Genomic DNA, 22,152 nt, shown 5'->3' with positions numbered 1-22,152 from the left:
TAGGTGGTAATAATAAACCCCGGAATATTCCGGGGTTTTGTTTTTTCTCATGTGCTGAATTGTGAAACTATATAACTTCTTTTAAAACTATATAACTTCTTTTAATAGTTCTTTTACGGCAGCTTCTAATTGTTGGTCTTTTCCTTTACTAACTACTTCATACTCGTTTCTCACTTTAATGTCTGGTTCGGTTTGAGCATTCTCTAAGTAGTGGCCTTTTACATCTTTTACACCCAGTGGAGGTACACCCCAGCGAACACTGTTATCCTGCAACGACTCCCAGCCTGCAAAAGTACAAGTACCCGGTACCGGCATACCTACCAATTTGCCCAGTTTCAAATCTACATAACTAAACGCAAAACAATGACCATCACTATAATTTGCTTCATTGGCCAGTGCAATGCTAGGTTTTGTCCAACGGAAAGAAGGCTCCAGACCCACCGAGCGGGTATCTGTGGTGTAATCTAAGAATTTTTTTCCACTTAAGAACATAGCAAGGTCGGCAACCAGGTCACCACCTCCATTGTTACGCGTGTCAATGACCATTCCGCGACGATTGGCATACTTGCCCATTACTTCTTCATATACGGTACGGTAGGCTGGATCATTCATGCCTGGAATATGAACGTAACCCAATTGGCCATTGCTCAAACGGTCCACTTCTTCAGCATTTCGACGAACCCAGCGTTTGTACAAGAGGCTGCTTTCTTCACCCAGAGATACAGGTTTTACAGTTAGCTCCCTGCGATTATTGGTAGCTGGGTCAAATATGGCAAGCAATACATTTTTGTTGGCTTTCCGGTTTAGGTATTGCGCATAATCTTTTGCAGGAGTAGGTGTTTCTCCATCAATTGCCTCAATGATCATTCCTGGCTTCAGGTTCATGCCGGCTTTGCTCAATGGACCTTCCGGTAATATCTCAACGATCTTCATACCATTGCCATTAAAGTTTTGGTCATAGAAGATGCCTAGTGAAGCTGTTGCGTCTGCATTGGGTACAGAATTTCCATAAGAAGCTCCGGAGTGAGATACATTTAGCTCGCCCAACAATTCGCTCAGCATCTCTGTGAATTCATAGTTGTTGCCGATGTGTGGGAGGTATTTGTCATAATCTTTTTTCAGTTCATCCCACTTAATGCCATGAAAGCCTGCGGTATAGAAAGTGTTTCGCGTGCGGCGCCACACATGGTCCAACATAAAAATGCGTTCAGCTGCTACATCCAGGTTCATATCGCCATTAATATTTACACTTTCTTGTTTGGCTGTAGCGGGATCAAGTTTAATAATACGACCGTCGCTTAACAGGAAAAGGTTTTTGGCTTCTTTGTCCCACTGCATTCGTGCACTGTTAGCATTTAAAGGCACCAGCATTTTGGTTTCTTTTGTTCGCAGGTTGGTAGACCAAAGGTTGTATCCTTTTTCAAAGCGGGCAAGGTAATAAAGCGTTTCACCGTCTTTGGCTACTACGGCATCGGCCAGGTTAGAAGAGTGTAAGGTTAGGCGGGCTTTACGATAATTCAAACCGTCCCAGTCAATTTGTACGGGTTGATTGATGCCCTTGGCTTTCTTCGTTGAATCAGCTTTTGCTTCTTTTTCATCGGCTTCTTTCCATAAGGCATATTCCTCCTTTGTCATGCGAAATTTGTCAAATGCATCTTGTGTCAGGAACATTGCGAAAATGTCTGACTGAGCGCCACCACTATTGGCCTGGCTGCGCATGCCTTCACGTGTACTGTTCCAGATCAGGATATTGCCATTGCTGGTCCATTTAGGTGCAAAATCCTGAAAGCCACTTTCGGTCAGGTTGATCTTTTTTCCTTTGCCATCAGCTGAAATAATTCCTATTTCACCATTCCAATACCCAGGTTCAGAGAATTGAAACAGGATCCACTTACTGTCAGGGCTCCAGGCAAAATATTGATCGTTTTCCGTCATAGCAAACAGGTCATTATCTGTCAGAAGTGTGCGAACTTGCTTAGTAGCAATATTGTACACTTTTAGGTTTTGCCGGTCTTCTATAAAAGCAATCTCTTTGCCGTCGGGTGAGAATTGAGGCTGGTAATTCAACTTGTCATTCTCAATTAACGGCGTTTCTTTTAAAACAGTTGATGCAAAGAAATAGGGTTCTTCTTTGCGTGCTATTTGTGATTGATAGATCTTCCACCCCTTTCCGCGTTCACTCGAATAGAGTAGGGATTTGCCATCAGGTGAGAACGATACGTTGCGCTCTTGTTCTGGCGTGTTGGTAATGCGTTTAGTGGTGCCGCCTTCTACGGAAGTAACAAATACTTCACCGCGGTAAATAAAAGCCACTTCCTTACCATTTGGAGATACAGACAAGTCTTGTACACCACCGGTAACAGTAACAGTGCGTTCATTATTGTTCTTGGCATCTGCAGCAATGGTAATGGCTACTTTCTGTGGTGCGCCATTGGATTGTTTAGTATAAATGTCACCATCATAGCTAAAGCAAAGCGTCCCATCATTCGAGGTACTTAAAAAACGAACAGGGTGTTTCTTAAAGTTTGTAACAGCTGTTGTGGCTGCCGGTTTGTCGAGCGACATTTTGAGCACATTAAAGCTGCCACTTACTTCGCTTAAGTAATATACTGTCTTATCATTATCGGCAAAAACCGGATTGCGGTCTTCTCCTGCAAAAGAGGTAAGCATGGTGTGCTTGCCGCTTTGTGCATCATACATCCAGATATCGCGGGTGATAGCAGATACATGATGCTTGCGCCAGGCGTTCTCACCGCCTTTCTTATCGTGGTAAAGCATTACTTTGCCGTTCTTGCTCCATTTAACATCTTCGGCTGGCGTGGTTAATAGTTGCTCTACGCGTCCTGCATTTACAGATACAGCGTACAATTCAGGCATAGAGCCCGTAGGGAATTGCCGGTTAGTAGCAGCATCTAAGCGCGCAGCGCCAAAGTAAACCGTTTTATTATCCGGGCTGAACTCGTAAGGATACTCATTGGCTGAATGATACGTTAAACGCTGGGCCTCACCTCCTGTAGCTGGAATGGTAAAGACGTCAAAGTTGCCATAGCGGTCAGAGGAAAATGCAATGGATTTTCCATCATGACTCCACACGGGCATAAAGTCGTGCGCTTCATGTTGGGTAAGGGGTATTGCGGTACCTCCTGTAGCTGCTACGCGATACAAGTCGCCTTTATAAGTAAAGGCAATGGTTTTACCGTCGGGCGATATAGAAGGGTAGCGCAACCAGGAGGGGCTTGTTTGCGAAATGGCAGACAGGCCCAGCGTAACCATAAGGAGGGATAAGCTTGTTTTCTTCATATACGTGTTTAGAGAAGTGAAAAATACAAAAAGAGATAGTATTTGGCAATCAATACTAAAAGAGAAGTATTTCGGTCAACGGTGATAGGCTGATTACTTCAGCCAGAGCCATTTATGTTGAGAGAATAAGGGTAGGTGAATAAAGTAGTGAATAAATGACTGTTGGAGGGAGGATGTCGTGCACGAAACTGCCTTACTTTTGGGGCGTTTTATTGAAAACTGTCATATGTATAGTCTACCTCAATTTAAAGAAAAGGATCCTGAAGTGATCAAAGCCTTTATGCGGCAAAATTCCTTTGCTATGCTGATAGGCAGTATGAATGGTATTCCTGTGGCTACACAAGTGCCTTTACTTATTGAAGAAAGAGAAGGAAAATTTTTTTTGCTGGGCCATGTGATGCGAAATACTGATCATCATAAAGCATTAGAATCCAATTCCAATGTGTTGTGTGTTTTTACAGGTTCACATACATACGTAAGTGCCAGCTGGTATACGGCCCCTCAAAATGCGTCAACTTGGAATTATATGAGCGTGCATGCACGAGGGCAAGTACAGTTCGTAGGCCAAGGTGAGCTATTATCAATTTTAGAAAGAACAACGCGCCATTATGAGAATAATGATGAGTCACCGGCTTCCTATCATAACCTGCCTGAAGACTATGTACAGCGATTGAGTCAAGCAATTGTGGGGTTTGAAATAGAAGTGACGGCGATCGATCATGTTTTCAAATTGAGCCAGAATAGAGATCAGCGTAGCTATGAAAATATCATTGGCGAACTGGATAAAGGCGATGCAGAAGCAAAAGGTATTGCCGATGAAATGAAGCAGCGACAACATTCACTTTTCAAACATTCATAAATGAATTTATCACTGGAAGGTAAACATGCGGTTATTTGTGGCAGCACACAAGGAATTGGGTTAGCTATTGCAGAAGAACTGGCTTCAATGGGAGCACATTGTACCCTTGTAGCAAGAAATAAAGAAACATTGGAAACCAATGTGAAATTGCTGGATAACTCATTGCAGCAGGTGCACAGTTATAAGGTTGCCGACTTTTCAGAAACCGAACAAGTGAGAGCAGCTATTGAAGCGATTGTTGGTGAACATCCGGTTCATATTTTAATCAATAACACAGGCGGGCCTGCTGCAGGACCGATTATTGAAGCTGAAGAACAGGCATTTTTTAATGCCTTTCAGCAGCATTTGATCTGTAATCATATTTTAACCAAAGCGGTAGTGCCCGGAATGAAAGATGCTGGATATGGCCGTATCATAAACATTATTTCTACTTCAGTAAAAATTCCTTTAAATAACCTGGGCGTGTCTAACACCATTAGAGGGGCTGTTGCTTCCTGGGCTAAGACAATGGCCAACGAACTAGGCGAATTCAATATAACCGTAAACAGTGTTTTGCCCGGCTATACGGAGACTGCACGTTTGAAGAGTCTGGTTCATAATCTGGCTAATAAAGCGGGAACTAGCGAAGAACAAGTGGCTGGGGAGATTGCGAAAGGCATTCCCATGAAACGGTTTGGTACAGCCGCTGAAATAGCAGCAGTGGCGGCCTTCCTGGCTTCGCCAGCAGCATCTTATGTAAATGGAGTGAGTATACCGGTAGATGGTGGACGCACGGGGACAATTTAACGATTGCAATTATGAAATTTCTAAACACACAAGATTTTGCCCAGCAGTTAGATGCTGCTGATTCTTTACGTTCGTTTCGTCAACAATTTCTTTTCCCTCAGCATAATGGAAAAGATGCGATTTATTTTTTAGGTAACTCTTTAGGATTACAGCCAAAACGTACGGCTACAGATATGGCTGAAGTAATGCAGCAATGGCAGGAACTAGGCGTAGAATCCTGGTTTAAAGGCGACAAGCCTTGGTTGCAATACCACGACAAATTAGTTGGGCCTCTGGCTGCAATAGTAGGTGCGTTGCCTGGTGAGATCGTTGTGATGAACAGCCTTACAGTAAACCTGCACCTAATGCTGGCAAGCTTTTACCAGCCCAAGGGAAAGCGGAACAAAATCATCTGTGAAGCCAAAGCCTTCCCTTCAGATCAATATACTTTGGAGACACATGTAAAGCAACGTGGCTTTAAACCCGAAGACGTGATTGTAGAAGTAGCACCAAGAGAAGGGGAAGTGAATATTCGTCATGAAGATGTATTGGCTGCAATTGAAGCTAATAAAGACGAGTTGGCGCTGATATTCTGGGGTGGGTTAAACTATTATACCGGGCAGGTTTTTAATATGAAAACCATTACAGCTGCCGCTCATGCGGTTGGCGCTATGGTTGGCTTTGACCTGGCACATGCTGCCGGTAACATACAACTGCAATTACATAACTGGGATGTGGACTTTGCTTGTTGGTGCAGTTATAAATATTTAAACTCGGGTCCAGGCGCCATTGGGGGCGTGTATATACATGAGCGTTTTCATAATGATAAAGAACTGCCTCGCTTTGCTGGTTGGTGGGGTTATAATAAAGCTACACGTTTTAAAATGCAGCCTGGCTTTGATCCAATTCCCTCTGCAGAAGGTTGGCAGCTAAGTACGCCTTCGGTATTGCTGTATGCTGCTCACTATTCTTCATTGCAATTGTTCGAGAAGGCAGGCATGTCTTCATTATATCAAAAAGGACAGCAACTGAGTGATTATTTATTATTTCTTTTGCAGGATTTGAATGCAAACAGCAGTCAGCCAATTGTACAAGTGCTTACGCCAAAAGAGAACAAAGGCTGTCAGGTGTCGATGTTGATGTTGCGTAACGGTCGTGAAGTTTTTGATGCTTTAACCGATGCTGGGGTATTTGCCGATTGGAGAGAACCCAATGTAATTCGTATTGCCGCAGTACCGATGTACAATACCTTTGAAGAAGTTTGGCAGTTTGCCCAGATCATGAAAACAACGTGTGAACAATTTCAATGATCGAACTGACAACTAGTAACCATTAACTTTTAACTCTCGACTTTATAACATGACACGCCAACAATTAGTAGCTCAGATCTTTCAAAAAAAATCCTATTTGTGTGTGGGATTGGATACCGATATAACTAAGATTCCAAAACATTTGCAAAGTCATCCCGATGCTGTTTTTGAATTCAACAAGCAGATCATTGACGCTACTAAAGATTATTGTGTTAGCTATAAAATCAATACCGCTTTTTACGAAGCGCTAGGAGTAAAAGGTTGGGAAGCGATGGAGCGTACCACTAATTATATTCCCGATACCCATTTTAAAATTGCCGATGCAAAACGGGGTGACATCGGCAATACCTCTACTCAATATGCCAAGGCGTTTTTTGAGACGATGAACTTTGATGCGATAACGGTAGCCCCCTATATGGGAGCGGATAGTATTCAACCTTTTTTGGAATACAAAGACAAGTGGACGATCCTGCTAGGGTTAACTTCTAATAAAGGATCTGCTGATTTTGAATTGCAACGTGTTATTCAACAATCAAAGGTTGGCGTTGAGTCCGCAGAACTGGCGTTGGATGTTGCTTCACATAAAACAGAGTTTCTTTATGAAAGAGTCTTACGCAAAGCTTCGGAGTGGGGCACGCCTGATAACTTGATGTTTGTTGTGGGCGCAACACAGGCTGATGAATTCACGAACATTCGCACTATCACCCCCAACTATTTTTACTTGGTTCCAGGTGTGGGTGCACAAGGGGGCAGCCTGAAAGAGATTTCAGAAAAGGCAATGATCAGTGAGTGTGGTTTGTTGGTCAATGCCAGCCGTGCCATTATTTACGCTTCTGAGAAAGAAGATTTTGCTCAAGAGGCAGCAGCTATTGCACAACAATACCAGGTGGAAATGCAGCAATATATTAAGCAATAATGTTCAAACGTTAAATGCAGTATATTTAGCAGTTATAAATGGCATATCCATTTATCCTACATCCCTTTAGGAATAATTATACTTTACACACTATGAGAAAATTGTTAGGTCTTGTGCTATCCATATCAATGGTAGCCTTGGCATCGGCGCAAACGCCTGCCATCACGGCGAACTATCCACTCGCTGCCCGTTTTTCACCCAAGAAGTTGGACAAGCTGGTTTTTAGCACGTCGGTAGATCCGCACTGGCTGAAAAAGAGCAATCGCTTTTGGTATATGTATGAAACAACGGCAGGCAAAAACTGGTTCATTGTTAATCCGGACAAAGGAGAAAAACGTTTGTTGTTTGATAATGAAAAGCTGGCTGCCTTGTTAACACAACGGGTAAAGGATCCGATGGATGCCCAGCACTTGAACATAGACAGTATGCGCTTTGTGAAAGACGAGAACTGGATCCAATTTGAAGTACTGAGTTCACAAGAAATTGAAATAAAAGATTCTACGGCCAAGAAAGGAACGCCTCCCAAAAAAGAACGCAAGAAGTTTTTCTTTGAGTATAATATCAATAGTGGCGAACTGGTTGAGTTAAGTGATTTTAAAAAACCAAAGCGCCGTCCTAATTGGGCGTCTATTTCACCCGATGGTCAGACGATAGTATTTGCACGCAACTTCAATTTGTACTGGATGGATAAAGCTAACTATGAGAAAGCTTTACAAAATGAGGAAGACAGTACAATTAAAGAATACCAGTTAACAACAGATGGTGTAGATAACTATGCTTATGGCGATTCTTATAATGAAACAAATGTTGACCGCGAAAAGAATAAGAATAAGCGTAAGCAGGCATTTGTTTACTGGTCTCCGGACGCTAAACGTTTTGTGCTGGTACGCACCGACAATCGCTTAGTGAAAGACCTATGGGTGATCAATAGTATAGCAGAACCTCGCCCTACACTGGAAACATATAAGTATCACATGCCGGGTGAAAAAGATGCCCCTATTGCACATGTGTTATTGTTTGACCTGGCTTCCAAAAAACAAAAAGAACTGGATATTAAACAGTTTAAAGACCAGGCTATTGGAATTTGGAACGCACCGCAACTGCAAAGTTCTCGTGATGATGATTATCGTCCATTGGTATGGTTAGGTACTAAGGATAATTTATACTTTACGCGCACTAGTCGCGACCTAAAGCGTATTGATGTTTGCTTAGTTGATGTTAATACGGAAAGCGTTAAGTCCTTGATCAGCGAGGAAATGAATACCTACGTTGAAACACGTCGCTTAGGTGTGGTAAATGGCGGTACAGAATATATTCATTGGAGTGAGCGTGATGGTTGGGCACATTTATATTTATTTGATGGCAATGGTAAATTGAAAAACCAGATCACATCTGGAGGTTACCATGTTGAAGATATAGTAGGTATTGATGAAAGCAAACGTGTTATCTACTTCGCTGCCAATGGACGCGAAAAAAATGAGGATCCTTACTATCAGCACATGTATCGTGTAAACTTTGATGGTACTGGTCTACGCTTGTTGAATCCGGGTGAGTATGAGCACGACATGAACCTGAATGACAGCAAGCAATATTTTGTTGACAATTTCTCAAGAGTAAATGCGGTTCCCAAATCGGTATTATATACTACCGATGGTAAAAAAGTTATGGACTTGGAAACAGCCGACCTGTCTTCTTTAATGAGCGCAGGCTACAAATTTCCAGAGGTGTTTAAAGTAAAGGCTGATGATGGTGTTACTGATTTGTATGGTGTAATGTATAAGCCATTTGATTTTGATTCTTCCAAAAAATACCCCATCATCGAGTATGTATATCCAGGCCCACAAACAGAGGCTGTGAACAAAGCTTGGGGCAGAGGTATGGATCGTATTGATCGACTGGCGCAAGTAGGTTTTATTGTTGTTACTGTAGGTAACCGTGGTGGACATCCAAGCCGCTCAAAATGGTATCACAACTATGGTTATGGAAACCTGCGTGACTATGGACTAGCTGATAAAAAAGCAGCTGTAGAACAATTAGCAGACCGTTATAAATATGTCGACATCAATCGTGTAGGTATACAAGGTCACTCGGGTGGCGGCTTCATGAGTACTGCAGCCATGTTGGTATATCCTGATTTCTTTAAAGTAGCCGTTTCTAACGCGGGTAATCATGATAATGCTATTTACAATCGCTGGTGGAGCGAAAAGCACCATGGTGTGAAAGAAATAATCGGAGATAAAGGTGATACTTCGTTTGTCTATGCAATAGAAAAGAACCCTGAGCTGGCAAAGAACCTTAAAGGTCACTTGATGTTAACACATGGTGATATTGATAACAATGTACACCCGGCCAATACTATTCGCATGGTGAATGCCCTGATTAAGGCGAATAAGCGTTTTGATATGTTAATCCTGCCTGGCCAACGTCACGGCTACGGCGACATGACAGAATACTTTTTCTGGAGAATGGCCGACTACTTTAAAGAATATTTATTGGAAGGCAAAGAAGAGCCCGTTGATATGGTGGAAATGAACCGCGAAGTAGAATTAAGCGGGCAAAAGAAAAGAGCAGCCTTATAAAAAGTTAATTATTTGAAGCCCGGAGTTTTACTCCGGGTTTTTTTATGCAACAATTTTTTAACGAAGCCTATGACAATAAAAGGTTGTAGGTAATAGTTAAATGGAAATACTCAACCTGATATGAACCTGTATATAGTAGCTTTTACGTTGATCATGAGTGTTGGTGCTAACGATGAAGCGGTTGGTCCTTTTGATCCACCAACAACATCAGTTAAACCACTTCCTACTTCTGTTAATAAGACTGTTCTATTACAGTTAGTAAACGATGTGCGAAAGAAAGGCTGTAAATGCGGTGATACCTATTATGGTCCTGCGCCTGCAGTAAAATGGAATGACCAGCTTGCTACAGCGGCTGTTAGCCATAGTGAGGATATGTATAAGAACAAATTCTTTGCTCACGTTGCGCCAGATGGGTCAAATGGAGGTGTAAGGGTTAAAAGAGCAGGCTATCCTTGGATGGCCTATGGTGAAAATATTGCAGCCGGCTATACCTCAGAAAAAGAAGTGGTGAAGGGTTGGGTTGAAAGTCCAGGCCACTGTAAGAATATTATGAGTAAGCTTTACAAGGAAATGGGCGTTGGCCGATTTGGAAACTTTTGGACGCAAGAGTTCGGAGCGAGGTAGGAGTGGCCCTCCTAAATCCTCCCGAAGGGAGGACTTCGCCACCGCATAGCGCTAGAAGATGATACAGTATTACATAACAAAAGCACTCCTTCAGGGAGTGCTTTTGTTTATTATCTAATTGTAAAAGTCAAGTATCGTTGCAAAGCGAGCCTCTGTGCCTTAGGTCTCCTCCCCCTTTGGGGGAGGCCGGGAGGGGCTTTACTTAAACTCATATTTCCCTTTCGCTGTCCACCACGGCAGTATTTCAAATCGGAGGCGGCCTGTAATAACAGCGCTGTCGCCAGCTACATAGCTGGCAATTTGAGTGGAATCCTTTCCATCCATAATGAAAATACCTAAAACATCGTTTTCATTACCAATGGGTCCAGCCATGATGATCTTGCCTTGTTCGTGTAAGCGCGTAATGTTGGCTAAGTGTGCGGCCTGGATCTTTTCGCTATCAGCCTTAGATTGATTTCGATTGGGGCCTTTCTTCAAGAACACCAGCCAGTATTTCTTCATGTCATAAGCGGGCGTGTTATCAGCTTTTGAAGCAGTTGGATTTCCTGATGCAGATTTGTTGCTAGACGCAGTAACAATGGCAACAATGAAAGTAATGGTTATAATCAAAGTTTTCATTAGCAAGCGTTGTATTGCCAAATTATCTTTTCTTTTTTAATAAGTGAAAATACTAAGTAAGAAATAGTGAAATAAGATGGTATTGTAGAGCTATTACTACATACAAAAAGGTACCAATTGGTACCTTTTTGTATGTAGTAAAGAAGTGGATTAGATAACTACTTTGTTCTTTTTGGGTTTAATGCTAGTAAAATCTGGCGCTTCATTACTTACAATGATGTCGGAATGTCTTCCGTCAACATCTACTTTTAGTTTGCCGTTGCCGGCAGTACCTCTATATGAATGACTGAAAGTGGGGCCATATTTTCTTTCATCACGGTCTTCGTCCTCGTCTTTTATAGCAAAAGATGTTTTATTACTCAATGAACCGAAGTTGGTTTTAATCCGAAAATCGGCGGAGGCATTTTTGGTAAGTACTAAACCAAAGTTTGAAAACTCAACATCTGCTTCCAGTTCCGTTAATTGATCGGCATAAACGGTTACGCCTGGCTTAGAATGCTTTACGTTGATATCTAACTTGCCTGTTGCATTTTTAATCACTACTTGATCTTTAGCAAATTCTATAGTAAGGTCCGCATTATTTAAAGATTCAAAAGAAGCCTTACTAAACTTTACCTCAATATCTGCATTTTGTGATAAGCGGCCGGCTACAAGTTCTCCAAACTGCTGTTCAATTTTTACCTCGGTATTTAAGTCAGGAACAGTTGTTTTCCCAAACTTGTTTTTAACATTTAAGGCAATAGTCGCTGGTATGTAAACAACATAATCAATATCAATCGTGTTGTTTTGGTTTCCTTTATAGTTTTTGTTTCCAGTGTTATTCATTTCAGTTTCAAAGTAGATATTGTTACCTTCTTTGCTATGCTTAATTTCTATGCTTTCAAATCGGTCGTCATTGGCTTCTTTAATGTTTGAAGAAGTGGCAATATGAACGTCTACTTTAACTTCATTTTTGTTCCATGTTTTGATATCTACTGTACCAAACTGGTTAGAGATCTTTAGCTTATCATTTGCGGAAGTAGTATAGGTTTGAGAGAAGTCGCGCTCCTTTACAAATTCATATTTCTTCTTTTGCTTGTCCTGGGCTGAAGCTATGGTGGCTGAAAAGGTAAGCAGGATAAATAAATTAGATAACAGACGTTGCTTTTTCATTTTTATTCTTTTTAGACGATTTTAGTTGTTGTATAATGAGCAATTGTTCATTTAAAAGTTCGGCCTGAAGCTTCAGGTTTTGGATCATGGCATCCAATATCTGGTCCTGTTCTGGTACAGAAGTGAGTTCTTCTTTTAGTTTTTTATACTCTTCATTTAGATCATTAATGTCAGCAGTAAACGATTGGTATAAAGAGGGGTATTCCTTGCGAATACCAGAAAGCTGATTTTGTTTGCTGGCAACGATTTGCATAAACTGACCAAGCTCCTGATCATAGTTGGTTGTTGTGTTAAGTTCTAACTGATGCTGTTTTAATCGCTGCTGCGATGCTGTTAGGTCTGATTTGAGTTGATTGTTTTCTGCAATTAGAAAAATTACGATACCTGCTATGATCATTGCAACAGCTGCCGCCCATACATTAAAGCGTGACAAACGGATTATTCTGGCAGGCTTGCGTTTTTGATCAAGTTGCTGGCTCATTTCATCCCATATAAATGCGGGTACTGGTTCATCGTCAAAAGCTTGACGGTTAGTGTTGACAAATTCTTCCAGGCGCTCTTTCATTTCTCTCCATTTATTAGTTGTAATAATTTGCTTTTTGCACGGATGTATTGTGTTCTTACTGTAGATGCCGATAAGTCCAACATCACAGCAATCTCATGGTGTTTATAGTTTTCTAATAGGTGTAAGCATAGTATCGTACGGTATCCATCAGGCAGCGCTTGAATAGCCCTTTTTATTTCATCTATTTTCCAGGCAAACTCATCTTCATCAATGCTTTCTTCTTCTTGAAAGTTTATAATTGGGGCTTCATCCATTTGAAGCCATCGCTTTCGTTCTCGCTTAACTTTGTTTATAGCCTTATTCACACAAATCCTTTTTAGCCAACTACCAAAAGCTGCTTCACACTCAAAGGTTTCTAAACTTCGGAACGCCACTAAAAAAGCCTCTTGTAACACATCTTCTGCATCGGCAGTGTTGTTTACTATGCGCAAGCAGGTATTGTACATGGCTTTGGCATACCTGTTATACAAGGCCTGGTAGCTGGCCGTGTGCCCCTGTTTGCAGGCTGCTAGTAAAGCGGTCAATGGTTGGGGAGCAGTTAGTTCCAAGCGGGTTGATTATGTTGTTTATTATAAAGTCACAATAAGTTTAAAAATGTTGCATGGAGGCACCTAAAAATTATAAATAGTTTTAAAGAATGGTTTGGTATCCGTATGAATGGTGTTTTTCTTACATTAGCGGCCACTTAATGTCTACACATGGCTGCAAAAACTGATTTGTTTCAATCCCCAGATTATTTTTTAGTTGATGAATTATTATCCGATGAACATAAACTCATTCGCGATAGTGTACGTAATTACGTTAAGAAAGAGATTTCACCCATTATTGAAGATTATGCGCAGCGGGCAGAGTTTCCTGAGCATATTGTTAAGCAGTTGGGGGACCTGGGTTGTTTTGGCCCTACTGTTCCGGTAAAATATGGTGGTGGAGGATTAGACTATATCAGTTATGGCTTGATGATGCAGGAATTGGAAAGAGGAGACAGCGGTGTGCGTTCTACAGCCTCTGTTCAAGGTTCTTTAGTGATGTTTCCGATCTATGCATATGGTAGTGAAGAGCAAAGAAATAAATTCCTGCCGAAGTTGGGAAGTGGAGAATGGTTGGGATGCTTTGGCTTAACGGAGCCTGATCATGGTAGTAATCCTGCAGGCATGCTTACCAATATCAAGGATGCTGGTGATCATGTGATCCTCAATGGAAGCAAAATGTGGATCTCAAATGCACCATACGCACAAGTGGCTGTGGTTTGGGCAAAAGATGAAGCCGGAGATATAAGAGGGCTAATTGTAGAAAGGGGAATGGAGGGTTTTAGTACGCCAACTACTCATGGAAAATGGAGTTTACGGGCCTCTGCAACCGGCGAATTGGTTTTTGATAATGTGAAAGTTCCAAAGGAAAATATTTTTCCCGAGGTTAAAGGATTGAAAGGCCCATTGGGGTGCTTGACAAAAGCGCGTTATGGTATTGCCTGGGGTGCACTTGGCGCTGCTATGGATTGCTATGATATTGCATTGAACTATAGTAAAGAGCGTGTACAATTTGGCAAGCCAATTGGTGCTTTTCAATTGCAGCAAAAGAAGTTGGCTGAAATGATTACTGAGATTACCAAAGCGCAATTATTAAACTGGCGGTTGGGTGTTTTGATGAATGAGGGTCGAGCTACTCCACAGCAGGTGTCTATGGCAAAACGCAACTCCTGTGAAGTGGCTACAAATATTGCACGTGCCGCACGACAGATGTTGGGTGGTATGGGCATCACTGGTGAATATCCAATCATGCGTCATATGATGAACCTGGAGAGTGTGATTACTTATGAGGGTACTCACGACATCCATTTATTGGTTACGGGTATGGATGTTACCGGTTTTAATGCCTTTAAATAAGTGCAGAATTCGCTTATGGTAGAGCGCTTGGTTAATTTTATGGCTCACGGCAAAAATTGGCTAACTATAAACATAGATAGCAAAACCATTGTTGCAGATTTAGCGTATTATTTAATAAAATGACAAGTATGCCTGCACTAGAAAATAGAAAAGCTTCTACGTCATCTGCCTCAGGTGCCATAGGCGGCCGTATATTTCTTATTGGTTTTATGGGGAGTGGAAAATCGCACTGGGGGAAAGTGTTAAGTGATAAGCTGCAAATTCCGTTCTTTGATCTTGACCAGAAAATTGAAGAGAAAGAAGAAAAGTCAATTAATGAAGTGTTTGAGGAAAAAGGCGAAGAATATTTCCGGTTATTGGAAAAAGAGGTTCTGCATTTATTAGTAGAAAGTCATGAGAGTTTTGTAATGGCCTGTGGGGGTGGAACTCCGTGCTTTTACAACAACATAGATTATATGAATCAGAAAGGAACAACTATATGGATCGATTGTTCCACTACCTGCCTGGTAAATCGCTTGAAGGATGAAAAAGAAAAGCGTCCCCTTATTAAGGATTTAGATGATGAACAACTGCATCTGTATGTAATGAGAAAAGTAGGGGATCGGAGAATATTTTACCAGCAGGCTAAAATTATATTAACAGAGGATGAAGTGTCTGGTGACAGCATCATTGACAGGGTGTCTCAATTAAATTAACATTATGCAAAAACTATTTTTAGGCATTGGTACTTTTTTGGCGGGTTTAGGAGTTATTCTAGGTGCATTTGGTGCACATGGCTTAAAAAAGCTGGTAGGCCTGGAGACGGTATCTACCTACCAAACAGGTGTACAATATCAAATGTATCATGCCTTTGCCTTATTGATAGTGGGAATGCTCTATGAAAGGCTGAATAATAGCCTGCTAAATTATGCAGGAGCCTTATTTATTGCGGGTATTGTACTGTTTTCGGGCTCATTATACTTGTTAGCTTCTTTAAAAGCGATGAATAAGGTGGGACTTTCGGGAGTGGGTATAATTACACCAATAGGAGGACTGTTCTTTATTGCGGGGTGGGTCTTACTATTAGTAGCCGTACTTAAAAAATAAATAGCTATTTTTAGCGATAAGCTACTGTTCATCAGTATTTCATCCATTCCATCACTATTTTTGTGTTATGGCGAACCGGCTCAAGAAATCCACTATTCCTGTACCTGAGGAAACTGAAAAAGAGGTTAAAGCGGAAAAACCTCAGAAGGCTGCAAGACCTAAGTCAAAAGCTCCTGCTGAAGAAAAGTTTAAAAAGGATCGAGAGGAAACGCTTGATTTTAAAAAGCTTGCCCGCGATGAACGTACCTGGAAGATCATTGGTACAGTTTCCCTCCTAATATCTATTTTCTTATTTATAGCCTTTATTTCATATTTCTTTACCTGGAAAGAAGACCAGGATAAGGTTTTAAATAATGATGCGGGTTTCTTGGGCGATAATGAGGTCCGGGTGTCCAACTTATTGGGACGCTTGGGCGCATATATTTCTCATTTCTTTATTTACCGTGGTTTCGGAATAGCATCTTTGTTATTCTGCACGTTCTTTTTTGTGGTAGGTATCAACCTATTATTTGAACGTAAAGTATTCTCCATTTGGCGTAACCTGAAATATGTAACTTTTGGACTGCTCATAGCTTCCGTAACCTTTGCTTTCATTTCTCCAAGTGCCGCTTTCCCCTTTGGTGGCAGAGTAGGGGGAATGATTAATAACTGGTTAATTAACTTCCTTGGCCATTTTGGTACGGCTGCTTTATTACTGGTGGTAGGTGCCAGCTATTTGATTTGGCAGTTCAATCCAAAGTTTAAGATGCCAGAAAGAAAACCAGTTATTCCAAGAGAAGAAATTGAGTTTCCGCTGGAAGAGGAGTTGAAAGAAGAAGGAGAAAAGCGTAATACAGCACCTGTTATCGTACCAGCTACACCCGCTGTGGCTGCTACTGATGTACCTTCTATTAATGATATGTATGCCGAGAAAGGCAATAGTTTGAAAGGAGAAGGTGGGTTGATTGCGGATAATGTAGTAACTGATAAGGAAAATGGGCCTGTATTTGAAATTATTGAAAGACAAGAAGAGCTGGAATTGGAAGAGGCTTCTGAAGAATTAGAGTTGGAAGAATTGCCGGAAGAAGAAGAAATGGAAGAAGTAATTGAGGAAGAAGAGGACGTTGAACTAGAGGTAGAATCGTCAATTGAAGAAAAGTATTCAGGTGCCACATTATTTATAGAACAACCCAAAGAGGAGCCTGTTGCAATGCCAGAGGAAGAAGTGGTTTACCCAACATTGCCACCTAAAGTGGCTTTTGTACCACCACCACCTCCTTCAGTAGACTTGCCGCTTGAAATCAAATCGGCTGAAGAAAAACCGGCTGAAGAGAAAGATGAAAGGGAAAAAGGGTATGCTGATTTACCACCTTATGAACCTACGCTAGATCTCCGCGACTATAAATACCCGGTAATCGAATTGCTGGAAACTCATGGTAGTGAAAAGATCGTTCAGGATCCTGCTGAATTGGAGGCTAATAAAAATCAGATTATCAATACGCTGAAGAACTACGATATCACCATTCAAAAGATCAGTGCTACCGTAGGTCCCACAGTTACATTGTATGAAATTGTACCAGCTGCTGGTGTACGTATCTCTCGTATCAAGAACCTGGAAGATGATATAGCCTTAAGTCTGGCAGCCTTGGGTATTCGTATTATTGCCCCAATACCAGGTAGAGGTACTATTGGTATTGAGGTGCCCAATGTGAAGAAGACCGTAGTAAGTATGAAAACCCTGCTGTCTTCAGAGAAATTTGCCAATAGTGCACATAGTCTGCCTATTGCCATTGGTAAGAAGATCGATAACGAAAACTTTATTGTGGATCTGGCTACCATGCCACACTTGCTGATGGCGGGGGCTACTGGTCAGGGTAAATCTGTAGGGTTAAATGCTATACTCGTTTCCTTATTGTATAAAAAACATCCTTCTCAGTTAAAGTTTGTTCTAATCGATCCTAAGAAGGTGGAACTTAGTGTATACCGCCATATTGAGCGTCACTTCCTTGCTAAGCTACCCGGTGAAGAAGACGCGATTATCACTGATACAAAGAAAGTGATCAATACATTGAATGCTTTGTGTATTGAGATGGATAACCGCTACGACTTACTAAAGGAGGCTGGAGCGCGTAACATTAAGGAGTACAACGAGAAATTTGTTAAGCGGAAGCTGAATCCTCAAAAAGGCCACCAATACCTTCCATTTATCGTATTAGTAGTAGATGAGTTTGCCGACCTGATCATGACAGCAGGTAAGGAAGTAGAAATGCCGATAGCCCGTTTGGCTCAGTTAGCCCGTGCCATTGGTATTCACCTAATAATTGCTACACAGCGTCCATCTGTTAACATTATTACAGGTACAATTAAAGCCAACTTCCCGGCACGTATTGCCTTTAAAGTATCTTCAAAAATTGACTCCCGCACTATTTTGGATGCTGGAGGAGCTGAGCAACTGATAGGTAAGGGGGATATGCTGATCTCTTATAATGGTGAGATTGTTCGTTTGCAATGTGCTTTTGTGGATACGCCTGAGGTAGAGAAGATTGTTGAGTTTATTTCCGATCAGCGCGGTTATGCGCAAGCCTTTATGTTGCCGGAATATGTAGATGAAAAAGAATTGGAAAAAGGGGGCGACTTTGATTCTTCAGATCGCGACCCACTCTTTGAAGAAGCAGCACGTCTTATTGTACAAAACCAGGTGGGGTCAACCTCACTGATCCAGCGCCGTATGAAGCTAGGCTATAACAGAGCTGGCCGCTTAATGGATCAATTAGAAGCTGCTGGCGTTGTGGGGCCAAATCAGGGAAGTAAAGCAAGAGAGGTGCTTATTAAAACAGATGCTGATCTATTTGAGTATCTGCAAACATTAAGTTAGAAAGCTGTTAAGAAAATGATGCAGTTAAACGATTGGCTCATTTATTCCTCTAACAAGTATACAAACGGCTATATTTAGCCCGTTATTAAAAACAAAATAAAAGTATAAGATGAAGAGATGGTTTACGCTTTTGACTTTTGTATCTGCTACATTTTTGGCAGGAGCGCAAAAGATTACATCCAATAACCCGGTTAATAACGACGCTGATGCAAAAAAGATTCTTGATGCGGTAAGTGCCAAGTTTAAGACTTATAAAACACCGCAGGCTAGTTTTACTTATGTAATTGAAAATGCTCAGGGGAAAGCTCTTTCTACAAAGAAAGGCACTGTTACTATGAAGGGTACAAAATACCGTGTAACGATCCCGGGGATGGAAATCTTTAGTGATGGAAAAACCAGCTGGAACCTTGACAAAAGTGCAAACGAGGTAACCGTAAAAGATGTAGATGGCAGTGGCGCTGAAATGACCCCTCAAAAGCTATTCACTAACTTTTACGATAAAGACTTCTTATATAAGTTAAACGGCGAGAAAAAAGTAGGTTCTAAAACAATACAAGAAATAGAACTGACACCCAACAATAAAACACGTCCTTATCACAAAGTATATGTTTGGGTTGATAAAGCTTCTTCTACAATCTATAGCGCTAAGATTTTAGAGAAAAGTGGTAACCGCTATAGCTATACTATCAACACCTTTAAGCCGGCAGCTTCTGTAGCCGATGCTGATTTTGTGTTTGATAAAAAGAAATACCCTGGTGTAGAAGTAGTTGATCTGCGATAATCAAAAAATTACTAAAAGAAAGCCCGTCACTTAGACGGGCTTTCTTTATTTATAAGTAACGTAGTGGTTATTACTAGAGTACAAAGCTGTTAGCAACTTGATCCTATTAATCTTTACCAAATCCAATCCATCTGCGGTCAAAAAAAGCGTCTGACCAAAATGATCAGACGCTTACTCACCAACTGAACGCTTGCCTAAAGGCTTCCCTTCACACATTACTCTTAGTACTCAAAATTTTCCATCCCACACGAATCAACTAAAAGCACTCTTCCTTTCAACTCATTTAATTTCATCCTGACTCACATCCGAACTGTTACGTCCACTACTGGTATTACGAATTGCTCCACCATAATCACTGTTTTTCAGGCTACCCCGTTGCTCCTCAAAGTTCATTCCCTCCAATCCCTGGGGTGCTTTATTCTGTCGTTGTTCTTGCTTCACATTCCGTTTGGCTGCATCGTTGGTGCGACCGTCGCGTTTTCTGGGTTGTTCCATTTTCACAACGTTTAATTCCTAATAGGCTAAAAATGATGCCTTTTTTTACTCCCTTTTAAAATCTAACTGCTGTGGAAAATGGGTCGCAAGACGGGTAGGGGTTTAGACTAATAGTGTGGAAGAAGAACCCTGCTTTTTGTTAATCGCTTTTAACACAGAATGTTATGCTCTGTAGTCCTACGGATGAGGTGTCATGCAACCCTGATGCGAATAATTGGACTTTTAGAAGCCCCAAACCTCAACATCTACTTAAATATTCTTCCACGAGCCCTTAGAACTTACATTTTTGCAAACCCCTAAGGCTTCAAAACGTACCTTTGCACCCGCTAAAACAGTTCAGGTGGATGGGCATTAGAATACCCTCTATTGGCCATAGACCATTGACTATTGACTTTTGACATGAAATACGATAACGAAATAGCCCGAAGGAAAACATTTGCCATTATCTCGCACCCGGATGCCGGTAAAACGACCCTGACGGAAAAGTTCCTGCTTTTTGGTGGTGCCATCCAAGTGGCGGGAGCCGTAAAAAGCAACAAAATAAAGAAAGGGGCTACTTCTGACTTTATGGAAATAGAGCGCCAGAGAGGTATCTCGGTGGCTACTTCTGTAATGAGCTTTGAGTATAATAATACACTGATCAACCTGTTGGATACTCCTGGTCACAAAGACTTTGCTGAGGATACTTATCGCACCTTAACCGCTGTGGATAGTGTTATCCTTGTAGTAGATAGCGTAAACGGGGTAGAAGAACAAACACGCCGCTTAATGCAAGTGTGCCGTATGCGTAAAACTCCTGTTATCGTCTTCATTAATAAAATGGACCGCGATGGTAAGAACCGTTTCGATCTGTTAGAAGAAATTGAAAAAGAACTTTCTATTTCCTTGCATCCTATGACCTGGCCAATTAACCAAGGTAAGGACTTCAAGGGTGTTTACGATTTACATAATAAAAACCTGCGTCTTTTCACTGCCAATACTAAGGCAACTGATGACGATACTATTTCGTTTTCAGATCTGTCATCTTCCGTATTGGATGAATCAATAGGAGATCGTGATGCTGCTACTTTACGTGAAGATGTAGAACTTATTGATGGCGTATATGGTGAACTGGAAACAAAAAGCTATCTGAGCGGCGATGTGGCACCTGTATTTTTTGGTTCTGCCATCAACAACTTTGGTGTAAAAGAAATGCTGGATACATTCATTCGCATTGCACCAACTCCTCGCGACCGCGAAACCAATAAACGCCCTGTAGCAGTAAACGAAGAAAAGTTCAGTGGCTTTATCTTTAAGATTCACGCCAACCTTGATCCTAAGCACCGTGACCGTATCGCCTTCTTGCGTGTATGCTCAGGTAAGTTTGAACGCAATAAATACTTCCACCATGTACGCTTAGATAAAGATGTACGCTTTTCTAACCCATATTCTTTTATGGCACGAGAGAAGAATGTGGTTGATGATGCTTATCCTGGCGATGTAGTGGGTTTGTTTGATACAGGAAACTTTAAGATCGGGGATACCTTAACAGAAGGGGAAGATCTATTCTTCACCGGTATTCCTACTTTCTCCCCTGAGATCTTTAAAGAAGTAGTGAACAAAGACCCAATGAAGACAAAGCAGTTGGAGAAGGGGCTGTTACAATTAACAGATGAAGGTGTAGCCCAATTGTTTACACAATTTGGTGGTAATAAAAAGATCATTGGCTGTGTGGGTGAACTGCAATTTGAAGTAATTCAATACCGTTTGTTGCATGAATACGGTGCATCTGTTGTATTTAACTCCTTACCATTTTACAAGGCCTGCTGGTTAACCAGTAAGGATGCGAAAAAGTTGGAAGACTTTGCCCGCTTCAAACAGGGAAATATAGCTGAAGATAAAGATGGTCAAATGGTATACCTGGCACAAAGCGAATGGTTCCTGAATACCGAGCGTAATAACAATCCGGATATTGAATTCCATTTTACTTCGGAAGTACATAAATAATCCAACTGTCAGTTTAATAGCAGTTTGTTGACTTCATAAACGAATGGCTCTGTAACTATCTTAGTTACAGAGCCATTTTTGTTTTAGAAAAATCTAGGAAAACTTCTTGCCTGCTTCTTTAAATATCCCTATAAATAGTAATTCTTCACTGAACCTACTTCTCCTTTTCGCCCGATTCTATTTCTGTGCTTAGCTAGGATAACCCGAGGATAAAGAGAGGATAACCTGAGTCTATATAGAACAGGTTATCCTCTCTTTATATACAGATTATCTAGGGATTATCCTTTAAATAACTCAGAGTTAAGTAAAGGGAGGGTTGCCATTTCGGCAGCGGATAAATTACTGAGTGGGCTCCATAATTCTGGCAAGCGGTGGCTTG

18 protein-coding genes are annotated in these 22,152 nt (G+C 41.3%); 12 read left to right on the top strand and 6 right to left on the bottom strand.

Translation table 11 applies throughout. From position 1 onward, the window contains the following. Nucleotides 1-87: 87 nt before the first annotated feature. On the bottom strand, nt 88-3,300 hold the full coding sequence (locus tag SY85_RS05785; protein ID WP_066402354.1) for a S41 family peptidase: 3,213 nt from the start codon (nt 3,298-3,300) through the stop codon (nt 88-90). 226 nt (nt 3,301-3,526) lie between these two features. Between SY85_RS05785 and SY85_RS05780 the strand changes: the two genes are divergently transcribed. The 6 genes from SY85_RS05780 (at nt 3,527) to SY85_RS05755 (ending at nt 10,353) form a co-directional block, all read left to right on the top strand. Next, nucleotides 3,527-4,159, top strand: coding sequence for an FMN-binding negative transcriptional regulator (locus SY85_RS05780; RefSeq protein ID WP_066402352.1), 633 nt, complete (start codon nt 3,527-3,529; stop codon nt 4,157-4,159). Then, entirely contained in the window at nt 4,160-4,945 is a 786-nt protein-coding gene (locus SY85_RS05775) for an SDR family oxidoreductase (RefSeq protein ID WP_066402350.1), read from the top strand. 11 nt (nt 4,946-4,956) lie between these two features. After that, entirely contained in the window at nt 4,957-6,234 is a 1,278-nt protein-coding gene (gene kynU, locus SY85_RS05770) for a kynureninase (RefSeq protein ID WP_066402348.1), read from the top strand. A 49-nt stretch (nt 6,235-6,283) separates the two neighbouring features. Next, nucleotides 6,284-7,150 (top strand): orotidine-5'-phosphate decarboxylase, encoded by an 867-nt coding sequence (gene pyrF / locus SY85_RS05765; RefSeq protein WP_066402346.1) that lies wholly within the window; start codon nt 6,284-6,286, stop codon nt 7,148-7,150. 92 nt (nt 7,151-7,242) lie between these two features. After that, nucleotides 7,243-9,729: a S9 family peptidase gene (locus SY85_RS05760; protein WP_066402344.1), complete on the top strand. Its 2,487-nt coding sequence runs from the start codon at nt 7,243-7,245 to the stop codon at nt 9,727-9,729. Nucleotides 9,730-9,849: 120 nt separating this feature from the next. After that, nucleotides 9,850-10,353: a CAP domain-containing protein gene (locus SY85_RS05755; RefSeq protein ID WP_066402342.1), complete on the top strand. Its 504-nt coding sequence runs from the start codon at nt 9,850-9,852 to the stop codon at nt 10,351-10,353. A gap of 198 nt (nt 10,354-10,551) precedes the next feature. On the opposite strand, the gene SY85_RS05750 is transcribed toward SY85_RS05755, so the two are convergent. The 4 genes from SY85_RS05750 to SY85_RS05735 form a co-directional block, all read right to left on the bottom strand. Then, nucleotides 10,552-10,971, bottom strand: a complete 420-nt coding sequence (locus SY85_RS05750; RefSeq protein WP_066402341.1) for a YciI family protein — start codon at nt 10,969-10,971, stop codon at nt 10,552-10,554. Between the two features lie 150 nt (nt 10,972-11,121). Then, nucleotides 11,122-12,123, bottom strand: coding sequence for a DUF4097 family beta strand repeat-containing protein (locus tag SY85_RS05745; protein ID WP_066402339.1), 1,002 nt, complete (start codon nt 12,121-12,123; stop codon nt 11,122-11,124). Beyond that, nucleotides 12,098-12,688, bottom strand: a complete 591-nt coding sequence (locus SY85_RS05740) for a hypothetical protein (protein WP_066402337.1) — start codon at nt 12,686-12,688, stop codon at nt 12,098-12,100. Before SY85_RS05740 ends, SY85_RS05745 begins: the two co-directional genes overlap by 26 nt. Next, nucleotides 12,685-13,236: an RNA polymerase sigma factor gene (locus SY85_RS05735; protein WP_066402335.1), complete on the bottom strand. Its 552-nt coding sequence runs from the start codon at nt 13,234-13,236 to the stop codon at nt 12,685-12,687. The genes SY85_RS05740 and SY85_RS05735 overlap by 4 nt, the downstream gene beginning before the upstream one ends. 150 nt (nt 13,237-13,386) lie before the next feature. Here SY85_RS05735 and SY85_RS05730 point away from each other — a divergent pair, with 150 nt between their 5' ends. From SY85_RS05730 to lolA1, 5 genes are all read left to right on the top strand, one after another. Continuing rightward, nucleotides 13,387-14,571: an acyl-CoA dehydrogenase family protein gene (locus tag SY85_RS05730; protein ID WP_066402334.1), complete on the top strand. Its 1,185-nt coding sequence runs from the start codon at nt 13,387-13,389 to the stop codon at nt 14,569-14,571. Between the two features lie 128 nt (nt 14,572-14,699). Continuing rightward, the gene (locus SY85_RS05725; RefSeq protein ID WP_066409416.1) at nt 14,700-15,266 is read left to right on the top strand and encodes a shikimate kinase; all 567 of its coding nucleotides are present in this window, start codon (nt 14,700-14,702) and stop codon (nt 15,264-15,266) included. Nucleotides 15,267-15,270: 4 nt separating this feature from the next. Then, complete coding sequence (locus SY85_RS05720) at nt 15,271-15,657, top strand: DUF423 domain-containing protein (protein WP_066402328.1); 387 nt, start codon at nt 15,271-15,273, stop codon at nt 15,655-15,657. A 67-nt stretch (nt 15,658-15,724) separates the two neighbouring features. Beyond that, nucleotides 15,725-18,511, top strand: a complete 2,787-nt coding sequence (locus SY85_RS05715) for a DNA translocase FtsK (protein ID WP_082886309.1) — start codon at nt 15,725-15,727, stop codon at nt 18,509-18,511. A 109-nt stretch (nt 18,512-18,620) separates the two neighbouring features. Next, a complete protein-coding gene (gene lolA1, locus SY85_RS05710) occupies nt 18,621-19,292 on the top strand; it encodes an outer membrane lipoprotein periplasmic chaperone LolA1 (protein WP_066402326.1) in 672 nt (223 codons plus the stop codon). A gap of 279 nt (nt 19,293-19,571) precedes the next feature. On the opposite strand, the gene SY85_RS05705 is transcribed toward lolA1, so the two are convergent. Continuing rightward, a complete protein-coding gene (locus SY85_RS05705; RefSeq protein WP_066402324.1) occupies nt 19,572-19,787 on the bottom strand; it encodes a hypothetical protein in 216 nt (71 codons plus the stop codon). A 399-nt stretch (nt 19,788-20,186) separates the two neighbouring features. On the opposite strand from SY85_RS05705, the gene SY85_RS05700 reads away from it, so the two are divergent. Continuing rightward, nucleotides 20,187-21,773, top strand: coding sequence for a peptide chain release factor 3 (locus SY85_RS05700; protein ID WP_066402322.1), 1,587 nt, complete (start codon nt 20,187-20,189; stop codon nt 21,771-21,773). The last annotated feature ends 379 nt before the right edge of the window (nt 21,774-22,152 follow it).

Source organism: Flavisolibacter tropicus, assembly GCF_001644645.1.
Taxonomy (GTDB): Bacteria; Bacteroidota; Bacteroidia; order Chitinophagales; family Chitinophagaceae; genus Flavisolibacter; species Flavisolibacter tropicus.
Note: the sequence above shows the minus strand (reverse complement) of the source record. Positions and strands in the feature narration are given on the sequence as shown.

Excerpts from the sequence above, each read along its gene's own strand:
- SY85_RS05785 (WP_066402354.1), bottom strand. The coding sequence starts at position 3,300 with ATGAAGAAAACAAGCTTATCCCTCCTTATGGTTACGCTGGGCCTGTCT.
- SY85_RS05780 (WP_066402352.1), top strand. The coding sequence starts at position 3,527 with ATGTATAGTCTACCTCAATTTAAAGAAAAGGATCCTGAAGTGATCAAA.
- SY85_RS05775 (WP_066402350.1), top strand. The coding sequence starts at position 4,160 with ATGAATTTATCACTGGAAGGTAAACATGCGGTTATTTGTGGCAGCACA.
- kynU (WP_066402348.1), top strand. The coding sequence starts at position 4,957 with ATGAAATTTCTAAACACACAAGATTTTGCCCAGCAGTTAGATGCTGCT.
- pyrF (WP_066402346.1), top strand. The coding sequence starts at position 6,284 with ATGACACGCCAACAATTAGTAGCTCAGATCTTTCAAAAAAAATCCTAT.
- SY85_RS05760 (WP_066402344.1), top strand. The coding sequence starts at position 7,243 with ATGAGAAAATTGTTAGGTCTTGTGCTATCCATATCAATGGTAGCCTTG.
- SY85_RS05755 (WP_066402342.1), top strand. The coding sequence starts at position 9,850 with ATGAACCTGTATATAGTAGCTTTTACGTTGATCATGAGTGTTGGTGCT.
- SY85_RS05750 (WP_066402341.1), bottom strand. The coding sequence starts at position 10,971 with ATGAAAACTTTGATTATAACCATTACTTTCATTGTTGCCATTGTTACT.
- SY85_RS05745 (WP_066402339.1), bottom strand. The coding sequence starts at position 12,123 with ATGAAAAAGCAACGTCTGTTATCTAATTTATTTATCCTGCTTACCTTT.
- SY85_RS05740 (WP_066402337.1), bottom strand. The coding sequence starts at position 12,688 with ATGAAAGAGCGCCTGGAAGAATTTGTCAACACTAACCGTCAAGCTTTT.
- SY85_RS05730 (WP_066402334.1), top strand. The coding sequence starts at position 13,387 with ATGGCTGCAAAAACTGATTTGTTTCAATCCCCAGATTATTTTTTAGTT.
- SY85_RS05725 (WP_066409416.1), top strand. The coding sequence starts at position 14,700 with ATGCCTGCACTAGAAAATAGAAAAGCTTCTACGTCATCTGCCTCAGGT.
- SY85_RS05720 (WP_066402328.1), top strand. The coding sequence starts at position 15,271 with ATGCAAAAACTATTTTTAGGCATTGGTACTTTTTTGGCGGGTTTAGGA.
- SY85_RS05715 (WP_082886309.1), top strand. The coding sequence starts at position 15,725 with ATGGCGAACCGGCTCAAGAAATCCACTATTCCTGTACCTGAGGAAACT.
- lolA1 (WP_066402326.1), top strand. The coding sequence starts at position 18,621 with ATGAAGAGATGGTTTACGCTTTTGACTTTTGTATCTGCTACATTTTTG.
- SY85_RS05705 (WP_066402324.1), bottom strand. The coding sequence starts at position 19,787 with ATGGAACAACCCAGAAAACGCGACGGTCGCACCAACGATGCAGCCAAA.
- SY85_RS05700 (WP_066402322.1), top strand. The coding sequence starts at position 20,187 with ATGAAATACGATAACGAAATAGCCCGAAGGAAAACATTTGCCATTATC.